Source organism: Amycolatopsis sp. NPDC098790 (genome assembly GCF_044759945.1).
Lineage (GTDB): Bacteria > Actinomycetota > Actinomycetes > Mycobacteriales > Pseudonocardiaceae > Amycolatopsis.
Genome location: NZ_JBIWAI010000003.1, coordinates 833086 through 857308 on the forward strand (window position 1 = coordinate 833086; position 24223 = coordinate 857308).

Annotated in this window: 23 protein-coding genes; 12 read left to right on the top strand and 11 right to left on the bottom strand. The window is 69.8% G+C overall.

Going from position 1 to position 24223, the window contains the following annotated elements:
• Window positions 1–35 precede the first annotated feature (35 nt).
• The 4 genes from ACIQWX_RS29115 to ACIQWX_RS29130 form a co-directional block, all read right to left on the bottom strand.
• Window positions 36–1268: a hypothetical protein gene (locus ACIQWX_RS29115; RefSeq protein WP_400877461.1), complete on the bottom strand. Its 1233-nt coding sequence runs from the start codon at window positions 1266–1268 to the stop codon at window positions 36–38.
• 68 nt (window positions 1269–1336) lie between these two features.
• Window positions 1337–1717 (bottom strand): YchJ family protein, encoded by a 381-nt coding sequence (locus ACIQWX_RS29120; protein ID WP_400877462.1) that lies wholly within the window; start codon window positions 1715–1717, stop codon window positions 1337–1339.
• A 78-nt stretch (window positions 1718–1795) separates the two neighbouring features.
• Window positions 1796–2563, bottom strand: a complete 768-nt coding sequence (locus tag ACIQWX_RS29125; protein WP_400877464.1) for a hypothetical protein — start codon at window positions 2561–2563, stop codon at window positions 1796–1798.
• Entirely contained in the window at window positions 2560–3255 is a 696-nt protein-coding gene (locus tag ACIQWX_RS29130) for a hypothetical protein (RefSeq protein WP_400877466.1), read from the bottom strand. Before ACIQWX_RS29130 ends, ACIQWX_RS29125 begins: the two co-directional genes overlap by 4 nt.
• 72 nt (window positions 3256–3327) lie before the next feature.
• Here ACIQWX_RS29130 and ACIQWX_RS29135 point away from each other — a divergent pair, with 72 nt between their 5' ends.
• On the top strand, window positions 3328–4371 hold the full coding sequence (locus ACIQWX_RS29135) for a hypothetical protein (RefSeq protein ID WP_400877468.1): 1044 nt from the start codon (window positions 3328–3330) through the stop codon (window positions 4369–4371).
• Between the two features lie 43 nt (window positions 4372–4414).
• On the opposite strand, the gene rnhA is transcribed toward ACIQWX_RS29135, so the two are convergent.
• A complete protein-coding gene (gene rnhA / locus ACIQWX_RS29140; protein ID WP_400877470.1) occupies window positions 4415–4876 on the bottom strand; it encodes a ribonuclease HI in 462 nt (153 codons plus the stop codon).
• Window positions 4877–4951: 75 nt separating this feature from the next.
• Here rnhA and ACIQWX_RS29145 point away from each other — a divergent pair, with 75 nt between their 5' ends.
• The 4 genes from ACIQWX_RS29145 (at window position 4952) to ACIQWX_RS29160 (ending at window position 8401) form a co-directional block, all read left to right on the top strand.
• Window positions 4952–5659 carry a Crp/Fnr family transcriptional regulator gene (locus ACIQWX_RS29145; protein ID WP_400877472.1) on the top strand — a complete coding sequence of 236 codons (708 nt, stop codon included), beginning with the start codon at window positions 4952–4954 and terminating at the stop codon, window positions 5657–5659.
• A gap of 358 nt (window positions 5660–6017) precedes the next feature.
• Entirely contained in the window at window positions 6018–6983 is a 966-nt protein-coding gene (locus ACIQWX_RS29150) for a hypothetical protein (protein WP_400877474.1), read from the top strand.
• A 7-nt stretch (window positions 6984–6990) separates the two neighbouring features.
• On the top strand, window positions 6991–7596 hold the full coding sequence (locus ACIQWX_RS29155) for a hypothetical protein (protein WP_400877476.1): 606 nt from the start codon (window positions 6991–6993) through the stop codon (window positions 7594–7596).
• 22 nt (window positions 7597–7618) lie between these two features.
• The gene (locus ACIQWX_RS29160; protein ID WP_400877478.1) at window positions 7619–8401 is read left to right on the top strand and encodes a DUF1684 domain-containing protein; all 783 of its coding nucleotides are present in this window, start codon (window positions 7619–7621) and stop codon (window positions 8399–8401) included.
• A 15-nt stretch (window positions 8402–8416) separates the two neighbouring features.
• On the opposite strand, the gene ACIQWX_RS29165 is transcribed toward ACIQWX_RS29160, so the two are convergent.
• The 3 genes from ACIQWX_RS29165 to ACIQWX_RS29175 form a co-directional block, all read right to left on the bottom strand.
• Complete coding sequence (locus tag ACIQWX_RS29165) at window positions 8417–8899, bottom strand: hypothetical protein (protein WP_400877480.1); 483 nt, start codon at window positions 8897–8899, stop codon at window positions 8417–8419.
• A 126-nt stretch (window positions 8900–9025) separates the two neighbouring features.
• Window positions 9026–12595: an NB-ARC domain-containing protein gene (locus ACIQWX_RS29170; RefSeq protein WP_400877482.1), complete on the bottom strand. Its 3570-nt coding sequence runs from the start codon at window positions 12593–12595 to the stop codon at window positions 9026–9028.
• A 106-nt stretch (window positions 12596–12701) separates the two neighbouring features.
• Window positions 12702–13379, bottom strand: coding sequence for an MBL fold metallo-hydrolase (locus ACIQWX_RS29175; protein WP_400877622.1), 678 nt, complete (start codon window positions 13377–13379; stop codon window positions 12702–12704).
• Window positions 13380–13489: 110 nt separating this feature from the next.
• Here ACIQWX_RS29175 and ACIQWX_RS29180 point away from each other — a divergent pair, with 110 nt between their 5' ends.
• Entirely contained in the window at window positions 13490–14695 is a 1206-nt protein-coding gene (locus tag ACIQWX_RS29180; RefSeq protein ID WP_400877484.1) for an acyltransferase family protein, read from the top strand.
• A 77-nt stretch (window positions 14696–14772) separates the two neighbouring features.
• Entirely contained in the window at window positions 14773–17634 is a 2862-nt protein-coding gene (gene uvrA / locus ACIQWX_RS29185) for an excinuclease ABC subunit UvrA (protein ID WP_400877486.1), read from the top strand.
• Between the two features lie 3 nt (window positions 17635–17637).
• Here the strand turns inward: uvrA and ACIQWX_RS29190 are convergent, their stop codons facing one another.
• On the bottom strand, window positions 17638–18180 hold the full coding sequence (locus tag ACIQWX_RS29190; protein ID WP_400877488.1) for a fibronectin type III domain-containing protein: 543 nt from the start codon (window positions 18178–18180) through the stop codon (window positions 17638–17640).
• A gap of 223 nt (window positions 18181–18403) precedes the next feature.
• Between ACIQWX_RS29190 and ACIQWX_RS29195 the strand changes: the two genes are divergently transcribed.
• The 4 genes from ACIQWX_RS29195 to ACIQWX_RS29210 all read left to right on the top strand — a co-directional run bounded on the left by ACIQWX_RS29195 (window position 18404) and on the right by ACIQWX_RS29210 (window position 20757).
• Window positions 18404–18898 (top strand): hypothetical protein, encoded by a 495-nt coding sequence (locus tag ACIQWX_RS29195; RefSeq protein ID WP_400877490.1) that lies wholly within the window; start codon window positions 18404–18406, stop codon window positions 18896–18898.
• A 146-nt stretch (window positions 18899–19044) separates the two neighbouring features.
• Window positions 19045–19596: a sigma-70 family RNA polymerase sigma factor gene (locus tag ACIQWX_RS29200; RefSeq protein ID WP_026469270.1), complete on the top strand. Its 552-nt coding sequence runs from the start codon at window positions 19045–19047 to the stop codon at window positions 19594–19596.
• The gene (locus tag ACIQWX_RS29205) at window positions 19593–20312 is read left to right on the top strand and encodes an anti-sigma factor (protein WP_400877492.1); all 720 of its coding nucleotides are present in this window, start codon (window positions 19593–19595) and stop codon (window positions 20310–20312) included. Before ACIQWX_RS29200 ends, ACIQWX_RS29205 begins: the two co-directional genes overlap by 4 nt.
• Window position 20313: 1 nt before the next feature.
• Window positions 20314–20757 (top strand): SRPBCC family protein, encoded by a 444-nt coding sequence (locus tag ACIQWX_RS29210; RefSeq protein ID WP_400877494.1) that lies wholly within the window; start codon window positions 20314–20316, stop codon window positions 20755–20757.
• Here the strand turns inward: ACIQWX_RS29210 and ACIQWX_RS29215 are convergent.
• On the bottom strand, window positions 20745–22220 hold the full coding sequence (locus ACIQWX_RS29215; RefSeq protein ID WP_400877496.1) for an MFS transporter: 1476 nt from the start codon (window positions 22218–22220) through the stop codon (window positions 20745–20747). The genes ACIQWX_RS29210 and ACIQWX_RS29215 overlap by 13 nt on opposite strands.
• A gap of 105 nt (window positions 22221–22325) precedes the next feature.
• Between ACIQWX_RS29215 and ACIQWX_RS29220 the strand changes: the two genes are divergently transcribed.
• The gene (locus ACIQWX_RS29220) at window positions 22326–22721 is read left to right on the top strand and encodes a winged helix-turn-helix transcriptional regulator (protein ID WP_400877498.1); all 396 of its coding nucleotides are present in this window, start codon (window positions 22326–22328) and stop codon (window positions 22719–22721) included.
• A gap of 138 nt (window positions 22722–22859) precedes the next feature.
• Here the strand turns inward: ACIQWX_RS29220 and ACIQWX_RS29225 are convergent, their stop codons facing one another.
• Window positions 22860–24221 carry a cation:dicarboxylate symporter family transporter gene (locus ACIQWX_RS29225; protein ID WP_400877500.1) on the bottom strand — a complete coding sequence of 454 codons (1362 nt, stop codon included), beginning with the start codon at window positions 24219–24221 and terminating at the stop codon, window positions 22860–22862.
• Between the last annotated feature and the right edge of the window lie 2 nt (window positions 24222–24223).

Sequence of the window (24223 nt, forward strand, 5' to 3'; positions counted from 1 at the left end):
GCGGTCCGGTCACGCCGGGAACAGGGGCGAATCGGTCAGACCCGCGCCGTCTGCCACGCCGCCGCGGCGCGCAACGCCAGCAGGAGGGGCAGCGAGCCGTCCTCCCAGATTCGTTGCGGCAATGCTTCGCTGAGCGGGACACCGCCGGCCAGCGCGGCGCCGATCGCCGGCAGGTCGACGTCGAAGAGCGTCAGCCCGGCGCTGTACAGGCGTTCCCCGCTGGCCGGGCGGCGCGCGGCGACCTCGGTGCTGTCGACCGCCAGCTCGGTCACGCCGAAGAACTCCGGCTTGGCACCGCGTTCCATCCAGCGCGCGAACCCGACGACCTTGGTGTCGCGAACGTCCTGGGGCGTGAGTCCGCTCTCCTCGCACAGTTCGCGTTCCATCCCGGCACGGACGGCGGTGTGCAGGAACCGGCGCGCGTTCTCGTCGGGAGTCCGCAGGTCCCGCGGCTCGAGCGAGCCGCTGCCCGAGGGAGCGAGCAGCAGGCCGCTCACGGCGTTCAGCGAGGACTGCCGGACGGTGACGAGCTTGCCGTCGGTGGTGAAAGCGACCGTCGAGACGCCGATGAGGTCGGCCAGCGTGCTGCTGCCGAGCTCGCGCAGGGCGCCGTCGGTGTCGGTCAGCTCGGCCTTGCGCAGGTCGTACTCCTCGCCGGTGTCGGCGCGGGTGATCCGGAGCGTGCCGAGCTCGTTCGAGCAGACGGCGTCGAAGAACCGGGCGCGGTGCAGCCGGATCGGCGCGGGCCGCGCGCCGGCGGCCGGCAGCGGGTCGCCGCGCATGCCGACGATGGGGCCGTTGAAGAGCAGGCGGCCGCGGGCCCGCAGCGGAAGGACGTGCGGCGCGGTGGCTTTCAGCGCGGGCGGCAGCCGGTAGGGCTCCTCGGCGACGTCGATCGTGTGCCGTTCGGTCCACAGCTCGCGGTCGATCGCGGCGCTGACCAGCGCGGTCCCGCGCGCGGGCACGGCGAGGTAGTCCGACGGCGGGTAGGCCGACGGCGGCGGCAGTTCCGCCGTGGGGAAGGGCGCGGCGATGGTGGTGAAGGCGAACCCGGCCCAGCGACGGCGCAGCAGCCGGACGTCCCGGGTGAAGGTGGCGACGCCGAGCGCGAGCGCGACGACGGAGAGCACGACCCCGACGGCGCTCGGCAGGATGGTGACGACGCCGAGGACAACGCCGAGCCCGGACGCGGCGAGCGGCCACTCCCGGGCGCCGAGGAAGCCGAGGTAGTCCGCTTTGGCCCGGGCCCGGCGCGTCAGTTTTCCCATCGCCGCTTTGTTTAGCACGGCGAAGGCGTGGCGTGGGGCGGTTTCCGGGCTACGGTTCGATCTTGGGATCAGGCTTCCGCGTCGAGGTAGACCCACTGGCCGTCCGCGCGGCGGAAGCGGCTGTTCTCCTCCAGGAACCCGTCCCGGCCGTGGTGGCGGTAGTGCGCCCGGAACTCGACCGTGCCCTCGGTCTGCAGCAGGCCGCCACCGGTGCGGCCGAGGATCTGCAGCCGCGTCCACTCCTGTCCCGGGTCCAGCCGCAACCGCCGCGGCCGGGTGTCGGGGTGCCAGGTGCGCAGGAGATACGCGGTGTCCCCGACGGCGAAGGCGCTGAACCGCGACCGCATCAGCAGTTCGGCCGTGGGTGCCGCGAGGGTGCCGTCGTGGAACCGCCCACAACAGGCGGCGTAGGACTCGGCGAGGCCGCACGGGCACGAGGCGGGAGGCACCCGGGAAGTGTGTCACGAGCGGCCGCCGCTCCTTCGCGAAGATCGTTGAGCGCGTGTCGGCGTGCTGGTCGAAGGCGTTCAGCTGCTGTCGAACTCGAGAAGCTTCCGGGACTCGACGTCGTGCTCCCCGGCGCGGGTGATCAGCACCTCGGTGCCTTCGAGGTGTACGAGAGCCTTGTCGTCCAGTGTTCGCACCGTCCGGCGCAAGTTCTTCTGCATCGAGTCCGCCACCCAGGCGGTGAGCTCACCCAACGTCGTGGGTGTCGCGCCTCGGTGATAGAGGAGAACCAGCACGGTGTCGCTCGCGCGGAGGTCGGCTCGCAGGACTCTGGGCCGGTCGCCGAACATCTGCACGACCGGGTACTTGCGCGTGACCAGTTCCGTGACGAGCCGCTGAGCGGTGTCGGCGTCGACGCGTTCGCTCAGCCGGACGAACTCGGCCACCACCCAGTCCAGTACGGCCGTCACGAGGGTGGCGTCCTGAAGGTTCGGATCGATTCCGTCGGCAAGATGTGCGACGTCCCGGCTGTTGCGGATGTCGTAGACGACCCGCAGTGCCCGGGGCAGGTAGATGCGTACGGATTTGGGGAAATCGGCGGCGTTCAACGATTCCAGTGCCCGGGCGGTTTTCTCGGTGTCCAGCTGTACGCCGATGGGCGTGTGCCGACCTTTCGTCAGGTGTTCGAGAATCCGGTATGCAGCCTCGCAGAACCGGCCACCTTCCACGGCGCTGAGGCGATGTCCGCCCAGCAGGTAGTTGTGCTTGGCTTCGGTGTACGCCTCGAGCAATTCCGTGGCGAGGGTGCGGTCATAAGACGATTCGAGAACGTTCCGGGCGGTGATCACTTGTCGATCTTTTCGTCCGGCGAACTCTTCTTGCCGCCGCTCGACCGCTTCTGCCGGTACGGGTACTCGTGCAACGCTGCCTTCACCCCTTCGCGATCCGGGAGAGCTTCGACGACCGCGTCGCCGCGAGCGGTCATCTGCTTCGCCCCTTGCCCCGCTGATACCACGTAGCCGCTCTGCCGATCGGCGTTGTCCAAGTCCCTCGGCAGGTTGCCGAACTTCTGCCCGGCCGCCTCGAGGTTGAGACTGGTGATGTCCGAGGCCTTGAAGTGCGCGGTGTCCCGGTGGTGGGTGAGGTAGTAGGCGAGGCAGGCGATCCGCTCGACCTGCGAGCCGGGCTTCTTCTGGCTCATGAAGTCGCGCGCGCTGACCACCTGCCTCTCGGCGCCCGTGGGCGCGCCCGGCACCGCAGTCGCGAGCGGCTGGTTCGGGTTCGGACCGGCGGGCACGAGGTCCGTCAGCCCCAGTGTCTCGACCAGCCACGAGGCCGCGCGCCGGCGAGCCTCCTCCGTGAGTGGACTGAGGACTTCGTAGGAGGTTTGCATGGCCTTGAGTTCGGCGATCCTGTCCTCGGCGGAATCGGCCGATTTCTGTTCTTTCTGTTCGAAATCCGTATGCACGACGTTGCTCGAAGCTCCGTCGGCGGGGTCGTGGTCGGAGTTGGCCGGAGTCGTCGTTGTCTCGTCGTCCACGATGATCCTTCCCGGGTTATTCGGCGTTGCGCTCCAAAGCTAGCGCCGAGTTGGCGCATCTCTGTCGCAGTTGTGTCGCACGACGATCGCCGCGCCCACGGGGGAGGGTTATTGCCGCAGGTCGCGATTCATCCGTGTCACCCGGAAGCGCAGTTTTCCTTCGCTCCGATGTCACTACAATCGGCGCCGTACAGCTTGGAGGTGCCAGTTGTGGCTCAGTCCGAACCCAACGTCCGCGCGACCGGCGCTCTTCTAAGTCGGCTTCTTGCCGAATCGCCTCCCTACCGGGCGAGGTGGCGAGCCCGGACCTCGCGAGCCACCGGGAAGCTGAATCAGTCCGCGATCGCGAAGGTGATCGAAGACCATTTGTGGGCGGAGGACCCGGGTGCCACCGAGCGTACGGCGCGGATGCTCAAAGACCGCGTGTGCCGAGCCTTGACCGGTCGGACTCTTTCGCACGAGACGCTGACCTGGTTCGTGGAAGCGTTCGAGATGACGGACACGGACCGGCTGCACCTTCGCGAGGTCTACGACGGCCGACACACGCCGACCAGCGAAATCGCCCATACGCTGCGAAGCAGGCGAGAGATGATCCGCGGGCAGCGGCATCGCACGATGAACCTGGTCGAACGGTACGACGTCACCGACGGGCGCCTCAGCGTGCGACGCACAGTGCACACGATCCGGGCGATCGAGGACGGCGTCGACATCTACCTCTTCAACCACGAGCCGGAGGCTTCACGCATCGATGTCGCGTATGGCGGGCGACTCGGGCAGAGCCATGAGTACGGCGGCGGGCTGCGGAGCGTCGAGATCGAGCTCGACCGGCCGTTGCGGAAGGACGAGACGACGGCGCTCGAGTACGCCGCAGCCTTCGATCGGCGTTCCGCGGGATTGACTGAAGTGCGACGGGCGGCGTTCGCCAGAGCCGAGAACGTCGACATCGCCGTCGAGTTCAGCGGCAGGGTCCCGCGCCGCGTCTGGTGGTGCGTGTGGTCGGACCACCTGGAGGGCTCACCGGTCTACGAGGAACCGGTCGAGTTCGTCAACTCCGCGACGAGGAGGTTCGTCCGGTCGATGGAGGACACCGTCGTGGGCTTTCGATGGGAGTGGTGAGCACGACCCGTTCGGCGGCGGTGGTCACCCGGTCCACTCAGGACTAACCGGCGTTGACCGGCTTCCCGCTCTCCCGCGCTTCCTGGGCCCCGCGCACCGCGAGCCGGTCGGCGCGCTCGTTCTCCGGGTGGCCCGCGTGGCCCTTCACCCAGAGCCACTCGACCTCGTGGACGCCCGCCGCCGCGTCGAGGCGCTGCCACAGGTCCGCGTTCTTCACCGGCTCTCGCGCCGCCGTCTGCCAGCCGTTCTTCTTCCAGCGCGGGAGCCACTGCATGATGCCGTTGCGCACGTACGTGCTGTCCGTGTACACGCGGACCTGCGACGGCCGGGTCAGGCTTTCCAACGCGCGGATCGGGGCCGTCAGCTCCATCCGGTTGTTCGTCGTCGGGGTGGCTTCGCCGCCGTACAGCTCGCGCTCGTGCCGCCCGTAGCGGAGGACCGCGCCCCAGCCGCCCGGTCCCGGGTTCCCGCTGCACGCGCCGTCGGTGAAGATCTCCACGTCCACGCGGCGACCCTACCGGTCGCGCCCCTCGCCGAGAGCCGCCACGCCGGGTTACGGTGAACCTCCGGAGGGGAACCAATGAACGGGCACGACGACGGCGGCGAGGGTGCACTCCTCGCCTACCTCGCCGATGCCGATCGCGAGTACCTGCTCGGCCGGGGCACCCGCCGCCGGTTCCGGGCCAACGACGTCGTGCTCATGGAGGGCGACCCGTCCGACCACGTCCACGTGCTGGTCTCCGGCTGGGTCCGCGTCTCGACGATCGTCGAGGACGGCCGTGAGGTGCTCTTCGGCTTGCGTGGCCCGGGCGAAGTGCTCGGCGACCTCGCCGCGGTGACCGGCCGCCCGCGGTCGGCGTCGGTGCGCGCGATCGAACCCTGCGTCGTCTTCCAGCTGACCGGCGCGGAGTTCGTCGACGTCCTGCACGCGCGCCCGGAAATCGCCATCGCGACGATCAAAACCGTCGCGGCCCGGTTGCGCAGCGCCGAGTCGGCCCGGGTCGACTCCGCCGCCTTCGACGTCAGCCGCCGCGTCGCGGTCGTGCTGGTCAGGCTGGCCGAGGAGCACGGCAAGCGCGTCCCCGAGGGCGTGCTGATCGAGGCCGCCTTCTCACAGGAGGACATCGCCTCGCAGATCGGCGCCGCGCGGCGTACCGTCGCACGAGCGTTGCGCGTGCTGCGGGAGCGGGGGATCGTCGAGACCGGCCGCCGCCGGATCCTCATCCGCGAACCGCGCGTCCTGCGCAACTTCGCCCGTTCTGAGCCAAACGGCACACAACACCCGTGACAACGGGCATCTGAGCGCGCCCGCGCCGGCGAGATCATGATTCCGGCCGGAAAAGATGCCGACCGGCCGCAATTCCCATTCGGACGAGACCGGGACGTGTTCTGCCCGCGTCGCAACGGTTTCCGTCCCGGTCTCCGCCTCGGCCTGGCTGCAGCGATGAGGAGGTGTGTGATGGAGAGCCACTCGATCTGGGCGCTGATCTTCGGCGCGAACTGACCCGCGGCGGCCCGGCCGGCCGACTCGTGGGGGGTCGGCCGGCCGGGTATTCCGCGAATGCGGTGTCCACGATTTGTCACCTCGGCGCGGAATCGCGCTTGGTAATCTGGTTCTTCGATTCCACCGGCACGGGAGGGGTGGGATGCGGCCGGAGAACTCCTTCCCGTTCGTGCGCGAGCTGAACGAACTGCGCCGCGGCCGCGGGCTCGACGCGGCCGACCTGCACCAGCGGATCGGCCCCGGCCTGCAGGAAGCGTGCGACATCACCGCCGCCGACCAGCCCGTTGCCGCCCGCCAGAAGCTCGTGCTGCGGCTCACCGAGCTGTGCGGCCGGCTGCCCGCCGACCTGCGGCTGGCCGCGTTCGCGGCGCTCGGCCTGCACGAAGAGGCCGCGGGGGAGTTCCTCGACCGGCGGATCTCGTGGCTGGCCAGCGTCCTGGACCGCGACCCGCGCACCGCGCGCCGCCGGATCGACCTCGCGTTCCGCCGGCTCGACGAGCTGCTCGGCGCGTCCCCGGCCGGGCGTGACCGGCACCCGCTGGCCGGCTGGTACGTCGAGTCGATGAAGGCGCGGCTGTGGCTCGACCGCGACCCGCCGGAGCTGGAGGAAGAACGCCTGATCGTCGCGGAGGTCGACGAGCTCGACGAGCTCGTGCTCCCGTTCAGCGTCCCCGCCGAGCCGGGCAGCGACCCGGTCCCGGACATCACCGCCGACGCCCTGCTGGGCGGCGAGATCGTCGAAGCGCGCCAGGTTTCGGCCAGCCACGCGCAGTTCGTCCTGCGGCTGCCCAGCCCGTTGCGGCTGGGCCAGCGCCACGAGTACGGGATCCGGTTCGCGCCGCGGCGCACGACGCTGCGGCCCTACTACGTCATGACACCCCTGCGCCGGTGCGAAGAGTTCTCGGTGCGGGTGCGGTTCGACCGCGCCGCCCCGCCGTCGCGCGTGTGGCGGCTCAACGGCGTGCCGGGCCGGGTCGTCGACGACGGCGTCGACTCCGGGGAGGCGCTGACCGTCAACCGCGTCGGCGAGGTGAGGCTCGAGTTCCACGGCCTGCACCAAGGGCTGAGCTACGGCTTGCAGTGGTCCTTCGACCCCCGGGAGGACTGAGGAGGTCATGCGCACCGTCCCGGTGGCCGCGACCGTCGTCCGGATCGGGATCGTCGCCCCGAGCCGCGGCGGCACCGCCCGCGCGGTGCACCTCGGCGCCACCCTCGACGGCGTGCTGGACGAGGTGTTCGACGGCGTCCCGGTGCCGTACCGGACGCCGACGTGGTACCGCCGCCCGGAGGGGGACCACACGACGCTGGTCCTCCCGCCGACCGTGCCGCTGCCGTGGGTGGCGGACGCGTTCGCCGGCGAGCTGGCCGGCGCGCTGCGGCGCCGCAACCGCCACCTCAACGAGTTCGGCAGGCTCCGGCTGCGGCTCGCGGCCGACCACGGCGACGTCGTGCTGCGCCCGCCGAACTTCGGCGGCGCCGCGGTCGCGCTGGCGGTCTGGCTGTGCGAAGCCGAGGTGCTGAAGGCGGCGCTGGCGGCGGCGCCGGACCTGGACGAGCTGCTGATCGTCTCCGACCGCTTCCACGCGGCGCTCCCGGACGGGCCGGGCTTCCGGCGCGTCGTCGTCCCGGCCGGAGGCGAGCGTGAAATCGCGTGGCTGCGGACGGGTCCGGATACTGGGACGCGGAATACCGGCTCCGGCGGCGGGTTGGCACCGTCGTAGCCGACCGCGAAAGGGGCCCGCGATGAGCACGTTCACGAGCGAGTGGCAGGACTGGAAGACGCAGCGCGAGGAGGACCTCGCGGCACCGCACGGCTGGCTGGCGCTGGTGTCGCTCGACTGGCTGACCGACGCCCCGCGCGAGTACCCCGGCATCCCCGGCCGCTGGTGGCAGGACGAGGACGCGGCGTACGTCGACCCGGCCGGCGCGTCGCTGGCGCACGACGGTTCGCCGATCACGGAGGTCCGCCGGTTCGAGCTGGTCAACAGCGGCGCGGGCACGCGGGTGCTGGCCGGCGACGTCGAGATCGAGGTCGCCCGCCGCTCGGGGTACCTGATCCGCGTCCACGACCCGAAGGCCGAGGTCCTGCGCGCGTTCCACGGCGTCCCGGCGTACGAGCCATCGCCGTCGTGGGTGGTGCCGGGCCGCTTCGAGCCGTTCGACTCGCCGCGGCCGACGACGGTCGGTGCCGTGGTGGAGGGCCTGAGCCACGTCTACACGGCGCCCGGGCTGGTCCACTTCTCTTTCGAAGGACAGTCACACACGCTGACGGCGTTCAACGGCAAGAACGGCGGGTTGAGCATCCTGTTCACGGACGGGACGAGCGGCGTGACGACGTACGCGGCGAACCGGTCGCTGCCGGTCGGCGCGCCCGGGCCGGACGGATCGGTGACGCTCGACTTCAACCGCGCGGTGAACCTGCCGTGCGCGTTCACGGACTTCGCGACGTGCCCCCTCCCGCCGGCGGGCAACCACCTGCCGTTCGCGGTGGAGGCGGGGGAGAAGATCCCGCACGAGCGCGGGTGACTCCCCCGCGGTCCGTCAGTGGGCCACGTCGATGACGACGCGGTTGGGCGCGGTGAGCGTGAAGACGTTCACCGCGGTCCGCGACCGCACCCCGAGCCCGATCAGCAGGTGCGCCTCCCAGTCCCCGATCACGGCGACGGCCATGACGTTGCTCAGGTTCCGGGTCCGGAACTTCTTCGGCCCGGGGTAGGTGGAATTCCCGTTGTCATCGTGCGCCGCGGCGTACGGCACGCTGACGTTGATGAAGTATTCGCCGGTGAGCCACACGATTTCGCTGCTCGGATCGGCGATGAGCTCGTCGACCAGCTGGTAGCTGGGAGTGGGCGCGCTCCCGGGACCGAGATCGAGCACGATTCGGTCGAAGGTGGCGTTGTTCCCGGTCCGGATGTTGGTGAGGGTGGGAACGCTGTTGACGGCCTGAGCCGGCGCGGCGGCGGCAACGCTCGCGGCGAGCAGCAGTGTGATGGCGAGAAGGGCGCGTCTGACGGGTCTGGACATGGTGGACCTCCTGGTCGGGTGAACCTCGGGAAGTCCCAGCGCTGGGTTCTCGGGGGACGTCCGGTTGGTCCGGGAGTTGCGCGGGAGTCCCTTATCGTTACCCGGCTGCTCCGAACGTGTCCGCGGTCAATCGTTTCCTCGATGGTGAACCAGCCGCCGGCGGTTCGCGGGATCGGCCGCAAGGCGAGCGGATGCCGCCGGATCGGGGCCGGTTGGTTCGGTTCCGGAGGCGAAGGTGAACCAGAAGATCCCGTGGCCGCCTAGCACAGCGAGGCGGTTCCCGGTCAACCATGCGCATCCGTTCAATTCGCCATCCAGGCGCAACTCGGTCAGGCACAGGGAGCCAAGGGTGTCGCTGATCCGCACAACGCGATCCCTGGACAACGTGGCCAGGAGTGACCCGTCCGGCGACCAAGCGCTTTCCGTCGTATCGGGACCTGGACCATAACCGTCGACTTCGTCGGCTATAGTCCAGGTGGCGGTTTTCAAGTACCGCAGGGTGCTCCCGATGCCGACTGCGAGCCACTGGCCACCGGGCACCGGGATGAGCTCGGCAATTTCGCCTCCCATCGAAATCGTCTTGACGACGCTCCATGCCTTTGGCTCCACGATGTGGACAGTCGTCCCGATCCCGATCGCGAGCCACTCGCCCTCGGGGCCCAGTTGTGCTTGGACGTCACCTTTCCTCTTGCCACCGCGTTTGAGGCGCTGCCGTATCTTGTCCGCCAAGGAGTCCGAAGCATCAGTAGGTGGCTCGACCCGGTGGACGCCGGACTCGTCGGCCGTCGCGAACAACGGGCCTTCCCAGTTGCCGGTGTCCCATACGAGCACACGATCTTCGTCGTCGGTCATGGACACCAGGCGCCCGCCCGCCGACATCGCTTGGATCATGGAGCTCGTTGGGTGGCAAAGCGTTCGCGAAGCTTGCCAGTTTTCCGGACCGCAGATGAGAACGGACGAATTCTGTTCCATGACCAAGGAGTTGCTTCCCGCGCACGCGATCTTGTACGTCCGGCCGGGATAAGTGAGGTTTTCGATCTCCGCCTTGGAGGCCGGGTCGTGGAGGGTGACGGAGTCACTGCGGGCCACTGCCAACCATGAGCCGTCTGCCGCCGCTGCACACGATCGCGCCCAACCGGGCGTCGCGCTCGCCCGCGCGGTTTCCGAGCTGGCCTGACTGGTGTTCCAAAGACGCACGGTGCTGTCGTCGCCCGCCGTTGCCAGCACGGAGCCGGTGGGGTTGAAGGCGAGGTTCTCGACATCGGAGCCATGGGCGGATATCCGGCCGGCGGGACGCCAGTCTGTTGTATCCCAGAAGACGACGAGGCCGGTGCTGCTACCAGTAGCGAGAGTGCGGCTGTCCGGGGAGAAGGCAGCTGCCGTCAGATCTTCGTGCCGGTGCAGTGAAAGTGCCGGACGGTTGCTTTCAGTCAGGTCGAAGACCGCGAGTCCGTCGGCTCCGGGTGCGGCGAGCCATCGTCGGTCGGGGCTAACGACCACAGTCACCGGTGAGAAAGCCATCCTGGGCAGAGCCTGGAACCTGCCGGAACCGACGTCCCAGATCCGCAGCACCTGGCTTTCAAGAGTGACCACTGAGCCATCGTGGAGCGGGACGCAGGCTTCGATGTCGCTCGGCATCTTGTGAGACCGGAGCTGCCGTCCGGATCGGGTGTCCCACACCCGCATGGTGCGCTCGTCGGTGGTGACGATCAGCCGGTCGTCGGCCGGGAAACAGCAGGTGGCCGTCGACTCCCGCAGACCGGTGATGACGGACCGGACCTCCCAGGTGGCGGCGTCGCGAATCTCGATCGTGTTTCCTTCGGCCGGCACCGCGAGCGAGCGGCCGTCGGCCGAAGGCGCGAACTCGTTGCCGGAGGAGGTTTTGTGCAACCTGATCAGGCTGCCGGTCTCTGCGTTCCAGACACGAATACCGTCGTCCGCCGCTGATACGAGGTGTCCCTTCGACGTGAAGGCGCACCGCCGGATCCAGCCCTCGTGGCCGGCCAGGACACGGTTCAGCGCCGGGTCGGGCAGGTCAGGCAGGTCGAGGTCGGCGATGAGCCGAGGCCGGCCTTCGAGTTCTGCCACGGCGGTCTCGCGGAGCTCCTCGAGCGCGGGTGACCGGGGCAGTCGGAGGGCGAGGGCGTTGACCACCGCGTGGTCAGGTGTCGTCGGGGTGAGCAGGTGGCCGAGCTGGTCGAGGAAGCGGCTGAGTTCCTTGGCGATCGGGGTGTCGACGGTCGCGAGATCTTCGGCGACGGCGACTGGGCCGAACCTACGCAGCTTGGTGATCACCCACTGGGGGTGGGTGATCACCTCCGACAGCTCGCTGGTCCGGTCCGCACCGGCGAGGTGGTAGCCCAATGCCCGCCACAGGTAGTCGGCGGACGACGGCAGCTTCCACCATTCCACCGGTTGCCCGTCCGCGGTGGCGAGAGTGGCCGCGACGGCGTCGAGCAGGATCCGGTTGAGCATCTCGAGCCGGCCACCACCGCACTCGTGCCGGAGGTAGGCGCGGATGACATCGTGCAGTCTGAATCCCGGGCGATCGCCACGCCAGATGATCAGCGAGAGTTCGGCCATTTCGTGGCACAGCCGGTCGCTCTCGTCGAGCGTCAGCCCCGCGGTCGTCTGCCATAACAAGACGACCTGGTCGACCGGTATTTCGGTGTCTTCGGGGAAGATGGCCAGCTCCACCGCGCGGTCGCGGTGTTCGCGAAGCAGGCCGAGCGAGGATTCGAGCGTCGCGGCGACCGCACGATCGCGTCGTGCCGCGTCCGCGACGTCGAGCGCGGCCGGCCCCAGCTCGCGCAGCCGGCGGAGCAAGCGCTCCGCGGCTTCGCCGACACCCGCTCCGTCGCGTCCGGCCCGACGCAAGGCCGCGTTCGCCAGGCTGAGTGCCAGCGGCCAGCGGCCGGTGATGTCGAGCAACTGCTCGCCGAGTGCTTCCGGTAGCGTCGCGAGGCCACCCCGGATCAAATCCTTCGCTTGTTGTCGGCTCATCTGGTCGACGCGGACCGGCTCGACATCCGTCGGGAGCAGATCGGGTATCCGTGTCGTCACCAGCAGGGTGCAGCCCTGACCGGCGCTGAGGAAGGGACGCAGTTGTTCAGCCGTCCAGACGTCGTCGACGACGAGCAGTGACCGTCCCCTGGCCTTTAGGGCCGCACCCAGCCGAATTCCGGCCTGCTCCGGGCTCGTGATGCCCGGTCTCTGCCCTTCGACCTGTGCGATGAGGTCGTTGATGAGGTCGGCGAGAGCGGCGCCGTGAACTTCCTGTCCGACCGTGCCCCAGAGCGGAGTACCGAATACCGTCGTGATCGCCGGGAGGGCGCACACCTCCTTGGCGAGGGTTGTCTTGCCGAAGCCACCGGCCCCGGAGAGCGCCGTCGTGATGCCGACCTTCGCGGAGCGCCCGGCGAGCAGTGAGCGCACGATGCGCCCAGTCAGCTCAGGCCGGGGGACGTACGTGTCTCCGGAGCCCGGCAGCGCGGGTGCGCCGAGGTAGTAACCGCGGGTTCGCCGGGGAACGGCACGCCAGACCTCAAGGGTCACCCACGCGGCCGAGAGCGCGGCAAGCACCGCGAAGACCAGCCAGCTCCACCCCGATGTCAGGATGTTCACCGTGACGGCGACCGCGATGTTGGCGAAGGTGACCGCCGCAGCGACGGCAGCCTGGTTCCGCGTTGACGTCACGCTTGCTCCCCTGCACCGGACGAGATCCTGCGCCTTAACTGGTAGCACGTCGGTGACGTGAAGTCAGCAACCTGGGTTTGCCCTCGCGATCCGGGAGGCTTTCAGCTCACCAGCCGCGGTCGCGCCACTCCTTCAGCTTCGGCCGTTCCGCCCCCAGCGTCGAATCGTCCCCATGCCCCGGATAGAACCAAGTCTCATCCGGCAGCTCATCGAAGATCCGACCCGAAACATCGTCCACCAAAGACGAGAAGTCCTCCGGCGACGTAGTCCGCCCCACCCCACCAGGGAACAGCGAATCCCCGGTGAACAGATGCGGATGCCCAGCAGGATCCCGATAAAGAAGCGCGATCGACCCCGGCGTGTGCCCACGCAAGTGGATCACCGAAAGAGTGACCTGCCCCACCGACAACGTGTCCCCGTGCTCCACCAAGAAGTCCGGCGGCACCGGCAACGGCGAAGCGTCCAACGGATGAGCCGCCGTGTTGGCCCCGTTCGCCCCGGCGACCGCACCCAGTGCCTGCCAGTGGTCCTGGTGCTGATGGGTCGTCACGACCGTCTTCAACGACGGCCGGTCCGGGCCGTGGCCGATCAGGTCCGAGATGCGCTCCGGGTCGTTCGCCGCGTCGATCAGCAGGGCCTCGTTCGACGCCCGGCACACCAGCAGGTACGCGTTGTTGTCCATCGGGCCGACGGACAGCTTGGTGATGGTCAGCGCGTCCAGGGTGCGGCGAGCGGCGTCGCCGCCCGGGTCGACGTGCCCCGTGTAGGTCTCCACGATGTTCACCTGGCACACGGTAGTCGTTTCGCTCCAACCGGTTCCACCCGCACAAGCGCCGCGGTGATCGGACACGTAGGCTCACGGCGACCCCCAGCCCAGCCGACCTCAGGACGACCGTGCCCACCTCCCCGACGCCGCGCCGGATCAGCTGGGACCTCCTCCGGGTCGTCGCCGTCCTCGCCGTCATCCTGGGGCACGTCACCCACCAGGGCGCTCTCCTGCACCCCGAACTCACGGGGTACCCCGTGCGGGTGACCGCGCAGTTCGGGGCCGCCATCCTGCTGGTGATTTCCGCCTTCTTCGTTTGCGCCAGCCTCCGCAAGGGCAACCCGCGCCGGTGGCTGTGGAACCGCGTCGCGCGCCTCGTGCCCGCCTACCTGGCCGCCGTCCTGGTGACCTACGTCATCACCCGCTGGGCCGCCATCTCCTTCAGCGGCCTGCCCTACCCGCCCGGCGTCACCGGGTTCCTCTTCGGGGTTCCGCAGGGACCGCCGACGAACCCGTCGCCGTGGTACATCCCGACCTGGCTCGACCTCGTCGCCAACCTCGGCATGGTGCAGGAGTGGGGCATCCGCTCCGAGACGTTCTACTACCTCGACGGCTCCTACTGGACGCTGCCGGTGCAGCTGCTCGCCTTCACCGGCGCCGCCCTGCTGTGGCCGCGCTCCTGGCGCACCCACCGGCTGACCGTCGCCCTGCTCTGGGCGCTCATCCTCGTCCCGCTCGCCCTCCGCTTCGTGGTCTTCCCACCCGGGACGGCGAGCCCGGTCGTCGAAACGTTCTTCTACGGACTGGGCCTGCACCGGCTGCACGTCTTCGCCATCGGCGTCGCGATCTGGCTGTGGGCGCAGCGCCGGCTGAAGACGTGGCACGTCGCGCTCTTCGTCACCGCCGCCGTGGCCGCGCAGGACCTGCAGGTCTTCCCGTTCCACGTCGCGCTGCCGCAGGACGCGCAGCGCTGGCCCTCCACGATCGGGTTCGCCGTGCTCCTGCTGCTGGTCTGCGTGGCCGCCCGCGGCCCGGACTGGCGGTTCCCCGGACTGGCGCGGATCGCCCCGGCCGTCACCTGGCTCGCGGGCATCTCGTATGGTCTTTATCTGGTGCACCAGGAACTGGGTTACATCCTGGCCCGCGCCCTGCTCGACCTCGGCCTCCCCGGCTGGCTGCGGCTCCCCGTGGTCGTCGGCGCCGCCGTGCTGGCCGGCTGGGCGGTCACCGCGGGGGTCGAACGCCCGGCCCACCGGTGGCTCACCAGACGTCGGAAGCCCGAAGAACCGCAGGTCAAGGACGCGGAACCCGTTTTTGTCGGTGGTGGCTCGTAGCATGGATCGAGGCCACCCGTGCAGCCTGACACCGGGTCGGCGACCGCAGCTGAAGAAGACATTGAGAGGACCCTGGCGTGGCTGATCGCCTCGTTGTTCGCGGTGCCCGCGAGCACAACCTCCGCGGCGTGGATCTCGACCTGCCCCGCGACAGCCTGATCGTGTTCACCGGCCTGTCCGGGTCGGGGAAGTCGAGCCTCGCCTTCGACACCATCTTCGCCGAGGGGCAGCGGCGCTACGTCGAGTCGCTCTCGGCGTACGCCCGGCAGTTCCTCGGGCAGATGGACAAGCCGGACGTCGACTTCATCGAGGGCCTCTCGCCCGCGGTGTCGATCGACCAGAAGTCGACCTCGCGCAACCCGCGCTCCACCGTGGGCACGATCACCGAGGTCTACGACTACCTGCGCCTGCTCTACGCCCGCGCCGGCAAGGCGCACTGCCCGAAGTGCGGCGAGGCGATCAGCAAGCAGACCCCGCAGCAGATCGTCGACCAGGTGCTGGAGATGGACGAGGGCGTCCGCTTCCAGGTGCTCGCGCCGGTGGTGCGCGGGCGCAAGGGCGAGTACGTCGACCTGTTCGAGAACCTGCAGCAGCAGGGCTACGCGCGCGTGGTCGTCGACGGCACGGTCCACGCGCTGACCGACCCGCCGAAGCTGAAGAAGCAGGAAAAGCACCAGATCGGCGTGGTCATCGACCGCCTGAGCGTGAAGTCGTCTTCGCGCCAGCGGCTCACCGACTCGGTCGAGACGGCGCTGCGGCTGGCCGACGGGCTGATCGAGCTGGAGTTCGTCGACCTCCCCGAGGGCGACCCGCACCGCATCCGCGGCTTCTCCGAGAACCTCGCCTGCCCCAACGGCCACCCGCTGGCCATCGAGGACCTCGAGCCCCGCTCGTTCTCCTTCAACTCGCCCTACGGCGCCTGCCCCGAGTGCACCGGCATCGGCATCCGCAAGGAGGTCGACCCGGAGCTCGTGGTGCCGGACGACGAGCTGTCCCTGGCCGAGGGCGCGATCGCGCCGTGGTCGGGCGGCCAGAGCGCGGACTACTTCATCCGCCTGCTGGAGTCGCTGTCGGAGACCATCGGCTTCCGCATGGACACGCCGTGGCGGCGCCTGCCCGCGCGTGCCCAGAAGGCGGTGCTCCACGGCGTCGACGAGCAGGTCCACGTCCGCTACAAGAACCGCTACGGCCGCCAGCGCTCGTACTACGCGGCCTTCGAGGGCGTCATCCCGTTCCTCGAGCGGCGCCAGGAGCAGACCGAGTCCGAGTACATGCGCGAGCGGTACGAGGGCTACATGCGCGAGGTGCCGTGCCCGGCCTGCCAGGGCACCCGGCTCAAGCCGGAGATCCTCGCGGTGACCCTCGCGCACAAGACCCGCGGCGACATGTCCATCGCCGAGGTCTGCGGGCTGTCCATCGCGGAGGCGTCGCAGTTCCTCGACGAGCTGGAGCTGGGACAGCGCGAGGCGATGATCGCCGGCGCCGTCCTGAAGGAGATCCAGGCCCGCCTGCGCTTCCTCCTCGACGTCGGCCTGACGTACCTGTCGCTCGACCGCGCGTCCGCCACTCTTTCGGGTGGTGAAGCGCAGCGGATCCGGCTCGCGACGCAGATCGGCTCGGGCCTCGTCGGCGTGCTGTACGTGCTCGACGAGCCGTCGATCGGCCTGCACCAGCGCGACAACCACCGCCTGATCGAGACGCTGACCCGGCTGCGGAACCTGGGCAACACGCTGATCGTCGTCGAGCACGACGAGGACACCATCCGCTCCAGCGACTGGGTGGTCGACATCGGCCCGGGCGCCGGCGAGCACGGCGGCCACATCGTCCACAGTGGACCGTACAAGAAGCTGCTGAAGAGCAAGGAGTCGCTGACCGGGCAGTACCTGTCCGGCCGGCGGCGGATCGAGATCCCGGCGATCCGGCGGCCGATCGACAAGAAGCGGCAGCTGACCGTCGTGGGCGCGCGCGAGCACAACCTGCGCGGGCTGGACGTCTCGTTCCCGCTCGGCTGCCTGGTCTCGGTGACCGGCGTGTCCGGCTCGGGCAAGTCCACGCTGGTCAACGACATCCTCGCGACGGTGCTGGCCAACAAGCTCAACGGCGCCCGCCAGGTGCCGGGCCGCCACACCCGCGTGAACGGCCTGGGCAACGTCGACAAGCTGGTGCGCGTCGACCAGTCGCCGATCGGGCGGACCCCGCGGTCCAACCCGGCCACCTACACCGGCGTCTGGGACCACGTCCGCAAGCTGTTCGCCGCGACGACCGAGGCGAAGGTCCGCGGCTACCAGCAGGGCCGGTTCTCGTTCAACGTCAAGGGCGGCCGCTGCGAGGCGTGCGCCGGCGACGGCACGATCAAGATCGAGATGAACTTCCTCCCGGACGTCTACGTCCCCTGCGAGGTCTGCAAGGGCGCGCGGTACAACCGGGAAACCCTCGAGGTGCACTACAAGGGCAAGACCGTCTCGGACGTGCTCGACATGCCCATCGAAGAAGCGGCCGAGTTCTTCGAGCCGATCAAGGCCATCCACCGCCACCTGCAGACGCTGGTGGACGTCGGCCTCGGCTACGTCCGGCTCGGCCAGCCCGCGCCGACGCTGTCCGGCGGCGAGGCGCAGCGCGTCAAGCTGGCCAGCGAGCTGCAGAAGCGCTCGACGGGCAAGACGGTCTACATCCTCGACGAGCCGACGACCGGGCTGCACTTCGAGGACATCAACAAGCTCATCGGCGTGATCAACGGGCTGGTCGACAAGGGCAACTCGGTGATCGTGATCGAGCACAACCTCGACGTGATCAAGACCTCCGACTGGATCATCGACATGGGTCCCGAAGGCGGCAACGGCGGCGGCACGGTCGTCGCCGAGGGCACGCCGGAGCACATCGCGAGCGTCGAGGAGAGCTACACGGGCGAGTTCCTGCGGACGGTGCTCGCGGGGGAGTGACGGCTACCGCTCCTTCCCGGTGGTCTGGTGGACCACCGGGGAGAGCGGGCCGTAGTGCAGCGCCCGGAGCCGGAACTCCGAGTGCTCCTCACCGGGCAGCAGCGACAGCGCGCACGTCGTCGTGTCCGGGTCGGTCACCTCGACCGGGTCGAAGCCCGGCGCGCCCGGCCGCCGGATCTCCAGCAGGAACCCGGCTTCGTCGCTCGTGCGGTCGGGCCACGTGAACGTCACCGTGTCGCCGGCCGTCTCCGCGTGCAGCTCCGCCGAGACCGGGCCGGTGAACGGCTGCTCCCGGTAGTAGAACGGCGTCTCCGGGATCAGGTCCGGGTGGTGGTAGCTCGTCGTGTGCGCGGGCAGGAACCGCAGCGTCGTCCACGGCCCGGCCGGGTCGTTCGCGTACTCGACGCGGTGGCCGTCCCCGTCGTCCGGCCACGTCAACACCACGTCGGTCGGTGACGTCAGCGCGGCGCTGAACGAGGGAGGCGGCGCGGCCGCCGAACAGCCCGCGGCCAGCAGCGCCAGCAGGACGAGGGGTTTCGCGGACACGGCGGCTCCCGGGACGAGCGGGGCGGCGGTGCGAACGCGACCAGCTTAGGAACCCGCCCGCACGGCGACAAGATCGTGCCGATCACCGGGACGCACCAATCCGGCCGCGAACCGGCACCGAATCGCGCGAAACCCCGCTGAACCGTTTTCCGCGACCGTCCGTGTTCTGAGGTGTCGAGGTCCGCCGGACGGCGGTGCCGCCCTCACCGAGGAGAGAAACGTCATGAACCGTATCCGGCCGGTCGTCGTCAGCGCTCTCGCGCTCGCCGCCGTCGCCACGTTGTCGGCCTGCAGCGAGATGGCCTCCAGCGCGCAGGGACCGGAACACGGTCAGCCGGGGCACAAGATGCTGTCGGCGGGCTCGGTCAACGGGCTGGGCGCGGTCGTCACCGACGCCGACGGCAAGACGCTCTACCGGTTCGACAAGGACTTCTCGCAACCGCCGACGTCCAACTGCGACGGCGAGTGCGCGACGACCTGGCCGCCGGTGCTCGCCGGGGTGGCCACCCCGATGCTCAAGGGCATCCAGGACACCCAGGTCGGCACGGTCGCCCGCAAGGACGGCAGCCAGCAGATCACGCTCAACGGCTGGCCGCTGTACGAGTTCTCCGGCGACCGGGCACTGGGCGACGCGAACGGCCAGGGCGTCAACGGTGCCTGGTTCGCGATCGCCCCCGACGGCAGCAAGATCACCGCGGCCAGGGCCTCCGGGTCCTGACCGACGACGGTTCTCCGGGCAGAACGAGGAAGGACGGGCAGCCGATGAACACCATGGTCGCGCTGCGCTCGGCGCACGCACCGCCGGTGGAGCTGAGGGTTGCAGTACTGTCCTCGCCGACTCAGAACACCGTCGGGAGGACGAGGGTGGCCATAGGAGGCAGGCGGCCTAAGAAGGCCAAAGGCGAGGACTTGATTCGGCAGCTGTACGCCGAACACGGGCGAAGCCTGCTGGCCTACGCGACGAGGCTGACCGGTGATCGGGCGGCGGCCGAGGACGTGGTCCAGGAGACGCTGGTCCGAGCGTGGAAGCACGCGGACGATCTGCAGAACGACGGGAAGGGCTCGGTGCGCGGCTGGTTGCTGACCGTCGCGCGCAACCTGGTCACCGACCGGGCGCGGGCCCGGGCGGCCCGGCCACAGGAGGTGGCCGAGCCTGCCGAAGGCGTGCCGACGCCGGCCGTCGAGCGCGATCACGCCCAGGGCGTGGTCGACTCGATGACCGTGCTCGGGGCGATGGACGGACTGTCCAACGAGCACCGAGAGGTCCTGGTGGAGATCTACTACCGGGGACGGACGGTGGCCGAAGCGGCGAGAACACTGGGCGTCGCACCGGGTACCGTGAAATCAAGGTCGTACTACGCACTGAGAGCGCTGAGAGCAGCGATGATATCGAGCGGAACGGAGGTGGCGCGATGAACTCGGTCGACGAGAGTCACACGCAGCTCGGCGCGTACGCCCTCGGCGCGCTCGATCCCGGGGAGGCGGCCGACTTCGAGCGGCGGCACCTGCAGACCTGCGCGCAGTGCCGGTTCGACCTGAACGAGCTCGTGGCGTTGCGCGAGTCGCTCGACGAGGTACCGCCCGAGGCGTTCCTCGACGGGCCGCCCGAAGGCGGGGACCTGCTGCTGCAGAAGACCCTGCGGCGGGTGCGCGACGAAGAAGAAGCGGCGCCGGCCCGCTCGGGCCGCTCGTCTCGCCGGGGCCTGGCCCTGGTCGCGGCGGCGGTGCTGGTCGTGGCCGCACTGGGCGGCGGCGTCCTCGTCGGGCGGCAGACGGCGCCGGACACCGGCATCGCCGCTCCGGCCCCGCCGCCGGACGCGCCCCCGGGCACGAAGAGCGTCGAAGGGCGCGATCCGACGACCGGCGTGCAGCTGGCCGCATCGGTGGCCCCGTTCCAGGGCTGGGTCAAGGTGGACGTCAACGTCAAGGGCGTCAAGGCCGGGGAGAAGTGCCTGCTCCAGGTGGTGACCAAGGAAGGTCAAGCGGTGACCGCCGGCAGCTGGCAGGTCTCGGAGAAGTGGGAGAACCAGGGGTTCCGGCTCGACGGCTCCGCCCTGGTGGCGCCCGACGACGTGAAGTCGGTCGACATCGTCACGGTGGACGGCCGGAAGCTGGTCTCGGCCCAGGTGTGACGTGACGGGCGCGCGCTACCGGTTCAGCAGCACGTGGCTGCTGCCCGGTACCGCGCCCGAGCGGGTCTTCGGCGCGGTCACCGACCTCGCCGGCTACCCGCGGTGGTGGTCGGACGTCCGCGAGGTGCGCCGCGTGGACGACGACACCGCCGAGCTGATCTGCCGGTCGCGGCTCCCGTTCCGCCTGGTCGTCCGGATGCACCGGGACCACCAGGACGAACGGGCGGGGTTGCTGCGGGTCCGGTTGAGCGGCGACCTGGACGGGGTGCTGTCGGGAGCGGTCCGCGCGGCGGGCGCGGGCACGCTCCTGCGGATCACCCAGGACGTCCAGGCTCGCAAGGAGCTGCTGCGGCGGCTCGACGCGGTGGCCCGGCCCATCTTCCGCGCGAACCACGCGCTGATGATGCGGCGGGGCCACCGTGGGCTGTCGGCCTACCTGGCCTGACCCTCCGGCTCGAAGCGCCCCAATGTGGCCTTGGTTGCGTCAGACGCACCGAAGGCCGCCTTGGGTGCGTCTGACGCACCGAAGGCCACATTGGGGCGCTTGCGGCGGGCCAGCACCAGGCCGCCCAGCGCCACCGCCGTGATCAGGAAGCCTGCGCTCACCCCGTACGCCAGCCGGAACCCGGCCGCCAAGGCCTCGCGGTGGTCCACCGATCCCAGGCTCGCCGTGCGGGACGCGGCCACCGAAGCCAGCACCGCCGTGCCGATCGCTGCCCCCACCTGCTGGGTCGTGTTGATCAGGCCGGACGCCACGCCCGCGTCCGCGGCCGGGACGTCCGACATCGCCAGCCCCATCAGCGCGGGGATCGCCGCGCCCGCGCCGAGGCCCATCACCAGCAGCGGCGGCAGCACCCCGGTGAAGTAGCCGTCGCCGACCTGCGTCAGGAGCAGCAGGCCCGCGATCACCAGGCCCAGTCCGGACAGCAGCACCGCCCGCGGCCCGAACCGCGCCGACAGCCTGTCCGCGAAGCCCAGCGACGCCACCGCGATCACCAGCGGCACCGGCAGGAACGCGACGCCGGTGCGCAGCGCGTCGAAGCCCAGCACCTGCTGCAGGTACAGCGCCGTCACGAACTGGAAGCCCAGCATCCCGGCGACCATCAGCACCATCACCAGGTTCGCGCCGGCGACCGCGCGGATCCGGAACAGCCGCAGCGGCAGCAGCGGCGTCCGCGCCTTCGCCTGCCGCACCACGAACGCCGCCAGCAGCCCGAGCGCCGCGGCCAGCGCCGCCCACACCGCCGACGAGATCGCGTACACGCCCAGCATCACGGCCGCGGTGACCAGCACCGCGCCGAGGACGTCCAGGCCGGCCCGCAGACCGGTGCCGCGGTCCGGCGCGACGACCCGGACCGCCAGCACCATTGCCGCCACGCCGATCGGCAGGTTGACGTAGAACGTCCAGTGCCAGTTCAGCGCCTGCGTCAGCGCGCCGCCCGCGATGAGGCCGATCGACGCGCCCGCGGCCTGCGTGAAGCTGTAGACGCCGATCGCGCGAGTCCGCGCTCGCGGCTCGGGGTACATCGTGACGATCATGCCGAGCACGACGGCCGACGCGAGCGCGCCGCCGACCCCTTGGACGAACCGGGACACGACCAGCACCCCGGCGTCCTCCGAGAGCCCGGCGACCAGCGAAGCGAAGGTGAACAGGCCGAGCCCGCCGAGGAAGACGCGGCGGCGGCCGAGCAGGTCGCCCAGCCTGCCGGAGATCAGCAGCAGGCCGCCGAAGGCGACCAGGTACGCCGTGACGACCCAGGCCAGGCCGGCGGGCGTGAACCCGAGGTCGGCCTGGATCGCGGGCAGCGCCACCGCGACGATGCTGCTGTCGAGCACGACCATCAGCGACGCGGCGCACAGCACCGCCAGCGCGAGGCCGCGGGAGCGAGTGGGGTGGTTCTCGGCCATGACAAGGCCCTCCAGTCGAGCGTTCCCCCTGGTCGTTGCCAGGGCACTTCTTGTAACAGTGCCCATCATGTGTGACCATGGATGCGCGCGTAAGGAGGCACTTCCATGTCCCAGGGGAACATCGGTGTACCCGACCAGGTCACGGAGATCGACCCGGCGAAACTCGACGTCTGCACGGTGCTCGAGGTCATCAACCGGATCAGCGGCAAGTGGGCGATCGGCATCCTGCTGGAGGCCATCCAGGGGCCGGTGCGGTTCACCGAGCTGGAACGCGCGGTCAACGGGATCAGCCGCCGGATGCTGACCTTGACGCTGCGCAACCTCGAGCGCGACGGCCTGCTCGAGCGCACGATCTACCCGACGGTCCCGCCGCGGGTGGAGTACGAGGCCACGGCGATGGCCAAGGAGCTGTACCAGTCGCTGAACGGCCTGATGGGGTGGGCCGAGCAGCACCGCGACGACATCGCCGCGGCGCGCGTCGCCTACGACGCCGCCGTCTGAACCGCCGAAAGCGGCACTTTCACGTGAAAGTGCCGCTCTCGACGTGGAAACGGGCCGCTGCGCGAGGTCGGGGAGACTCGCACAGCGGCCCGTCGTGGCTCGTGCTCAGCGGGGGCAGTGAGCACGAACGTCTAGGTGTTACTTGGCGGGTTCCGGGCCGTCCAGGTCGTCGGTCCCGGCCGCGTGGCTGTGCTCGTCGAGCATCGTCGCCTCGTCGAACGGTTCCTGGCCGGCGAAGACGCGTTGCGCCTTCTCGCGGTCGAACTCCTTCGTCCAGTTTCCGATGAGGACGGTCGCGACGGCGTTGCCGGCGAAGTTCGTCAGGGCGCGGGCTTCCGACATGAACCGGTCGATGCCGAGGATGAAGCCGACGCCGTTGACCAGTTCCGGCCGGTGCGACTGCAGGCCGCTCGCCAGGGTCGCGATGCCGGAGCCGCTGACGCCGGCCGCGCCCTTCGACGCGATGATCATGAACGCCAGCAGGCCGATCTGCGCGCCGATCGACAGCGGCTCGTCCTGCGCCGCGGCGATGAACAGCGTCGCCATGGTCAGGTAGATCGCGGTTCCGTCCAGGTTGAACGAGTACCCGGTCGGCACCGTGATGCCGACGACGGACTTGCTGACGCCGACGTGCTCCATCTTCGCGATCAGCCGCGGCAGCGCCGACTCCGACGACGACGTCGAGAGGATCAGCAGGAATTCGCGGCCGAGGTAGCGCAGCAGGTTCCAGATGAAGACGCGAGCCCCGAGCCACAGCACGATCCCGAGGATCACGAACACGAACACCAGGCAGGTCGCGTAGAACCCGACCATGATGACGGCGAGGCTCTTGAGCGCCGCCCAGCCCGTCGCGCCCACCACCGCCGCGATGGCGCCGAACGCGCCGATCGGGGCGGCCCACATGATCATCGCGAGGACCCGGAACACCAGGCGCTGGATGTGCTCGATGCCGCGCAGGATCGGGGCGCCCTTCGGGCCGAGCTTCTGCAGCGCGAACCCGACGAGCAGCGCGACCAGCAGCGTCTGCAGGACCTCGCCTTCGGTGAAGGCGGACACCAGGGTCTTGGGGATGATGCCGAGCAGGAAGTCGACCGGGCCTTCGGCGCCGCCGGCGGACTTCTGGACGCTCTTCACGTCGGCCGGGTTGAGGTGCAGGCCGGTACCCGGGTGCAGGATGTTGCCGACGACCAGGCCGATCGCCAGGGCGAAGGTCGACATGATGATGAAGTAGAACAACGCCATCAGACCGACTTTGCCGACCTTGGCCGCCTTCGCGACCGAGCCGACGCCGATGACGATGGTGCAGAAGATGATCGGCGTGATCATCATCTTGATCAGGTTGACGAATCCGTCGCCGAGGGGCTTGAGGCCCTTGGCGAAGCCCGGGAAGAGGAAGCCCACCAGGATCCCGAGCGCGACCGCGACGATCACGGCCAGGTACAGGAAGTGGGTCTTGTCCCGCTTGCGCGGGGTCTCCTCGGTGGTCGGTGGGGTCGGCACCG

Bases quoted from the DNA above. Each gene is read 5' to 3' on its own strand.
- ACIQWX_RS29160 (WP_400877478.1), top strand. From the start codon at position 7,619: ATGAGCACGTTCACGAGCGAGTGGCAGGACTGGAAGACGCAGCGCGAG.
- ACIQWX_RS29115 (WP_400877461.1), bottom strand. From the start codon at position 1,268: ATGGGAAAACTGACGCGCCGGGCCCGGGCCAAAGCGGACTACCTCGGC.
- ACIQWX_RS29155 (WP_400877476.1), top strand. From the start codon at position 6,991: ATGCGCACCGTCCCGGTGGCCGCGACCGTCGTCCGGATCGGGATCGTC.
- ACIQWX_RS29165 (WP_400877480.1), bottom strand. From the start codon at position 8,899: ATGTCCAGACCCGTCAGACGCGCCCTTCTCGCCATCACACTGCTGCTC.
- ACIQWX_RS29215 (WP_400877496.1), bottom strand. From the start codon at position 22,220: ATGGCCGAGAACCACCCCACTCGCTCCCGCGGCCTCGCGCTGGCGGTG.
- ACIQWX_RS29220 (WP_400877498.1), top strand. From the start codon at position 22,326: ATGTCCCAGGGGAACATCGGTGTACCCGACCAGGTCACGGAGATCGAC.
- ACIQWX_RS29150 (WP_400877474.1), top strand. From the start codon at position 6,018: ATGCGGCCGGAGAACTCCTTCCCGTTCGTGCGCGAGCTGAACGAACTG.
- ACIQWX_RS29205 (WP_400877492.1), top strand. From the start codon at position 19,593: ATGAACTCGGTCGACGAGAGTCACACGCAGCTCGGCGCGTACGCCCTC.
- ACIQWX_RS29195 (WP_400877490.1), top strand. From the start codon at position 18,404: ATGAACCGTATCCGGCCGGTCGTCGTCAGCGCTCTCGCGCTCGCCGCC.
- ACIQWX_RS29145 (WP_400877472.1), top strand. From the start codon at position 4,952: ATGAACGGGCACGACGACGGCGGCGAGGGTGCACTCCTCGCCTACCTC.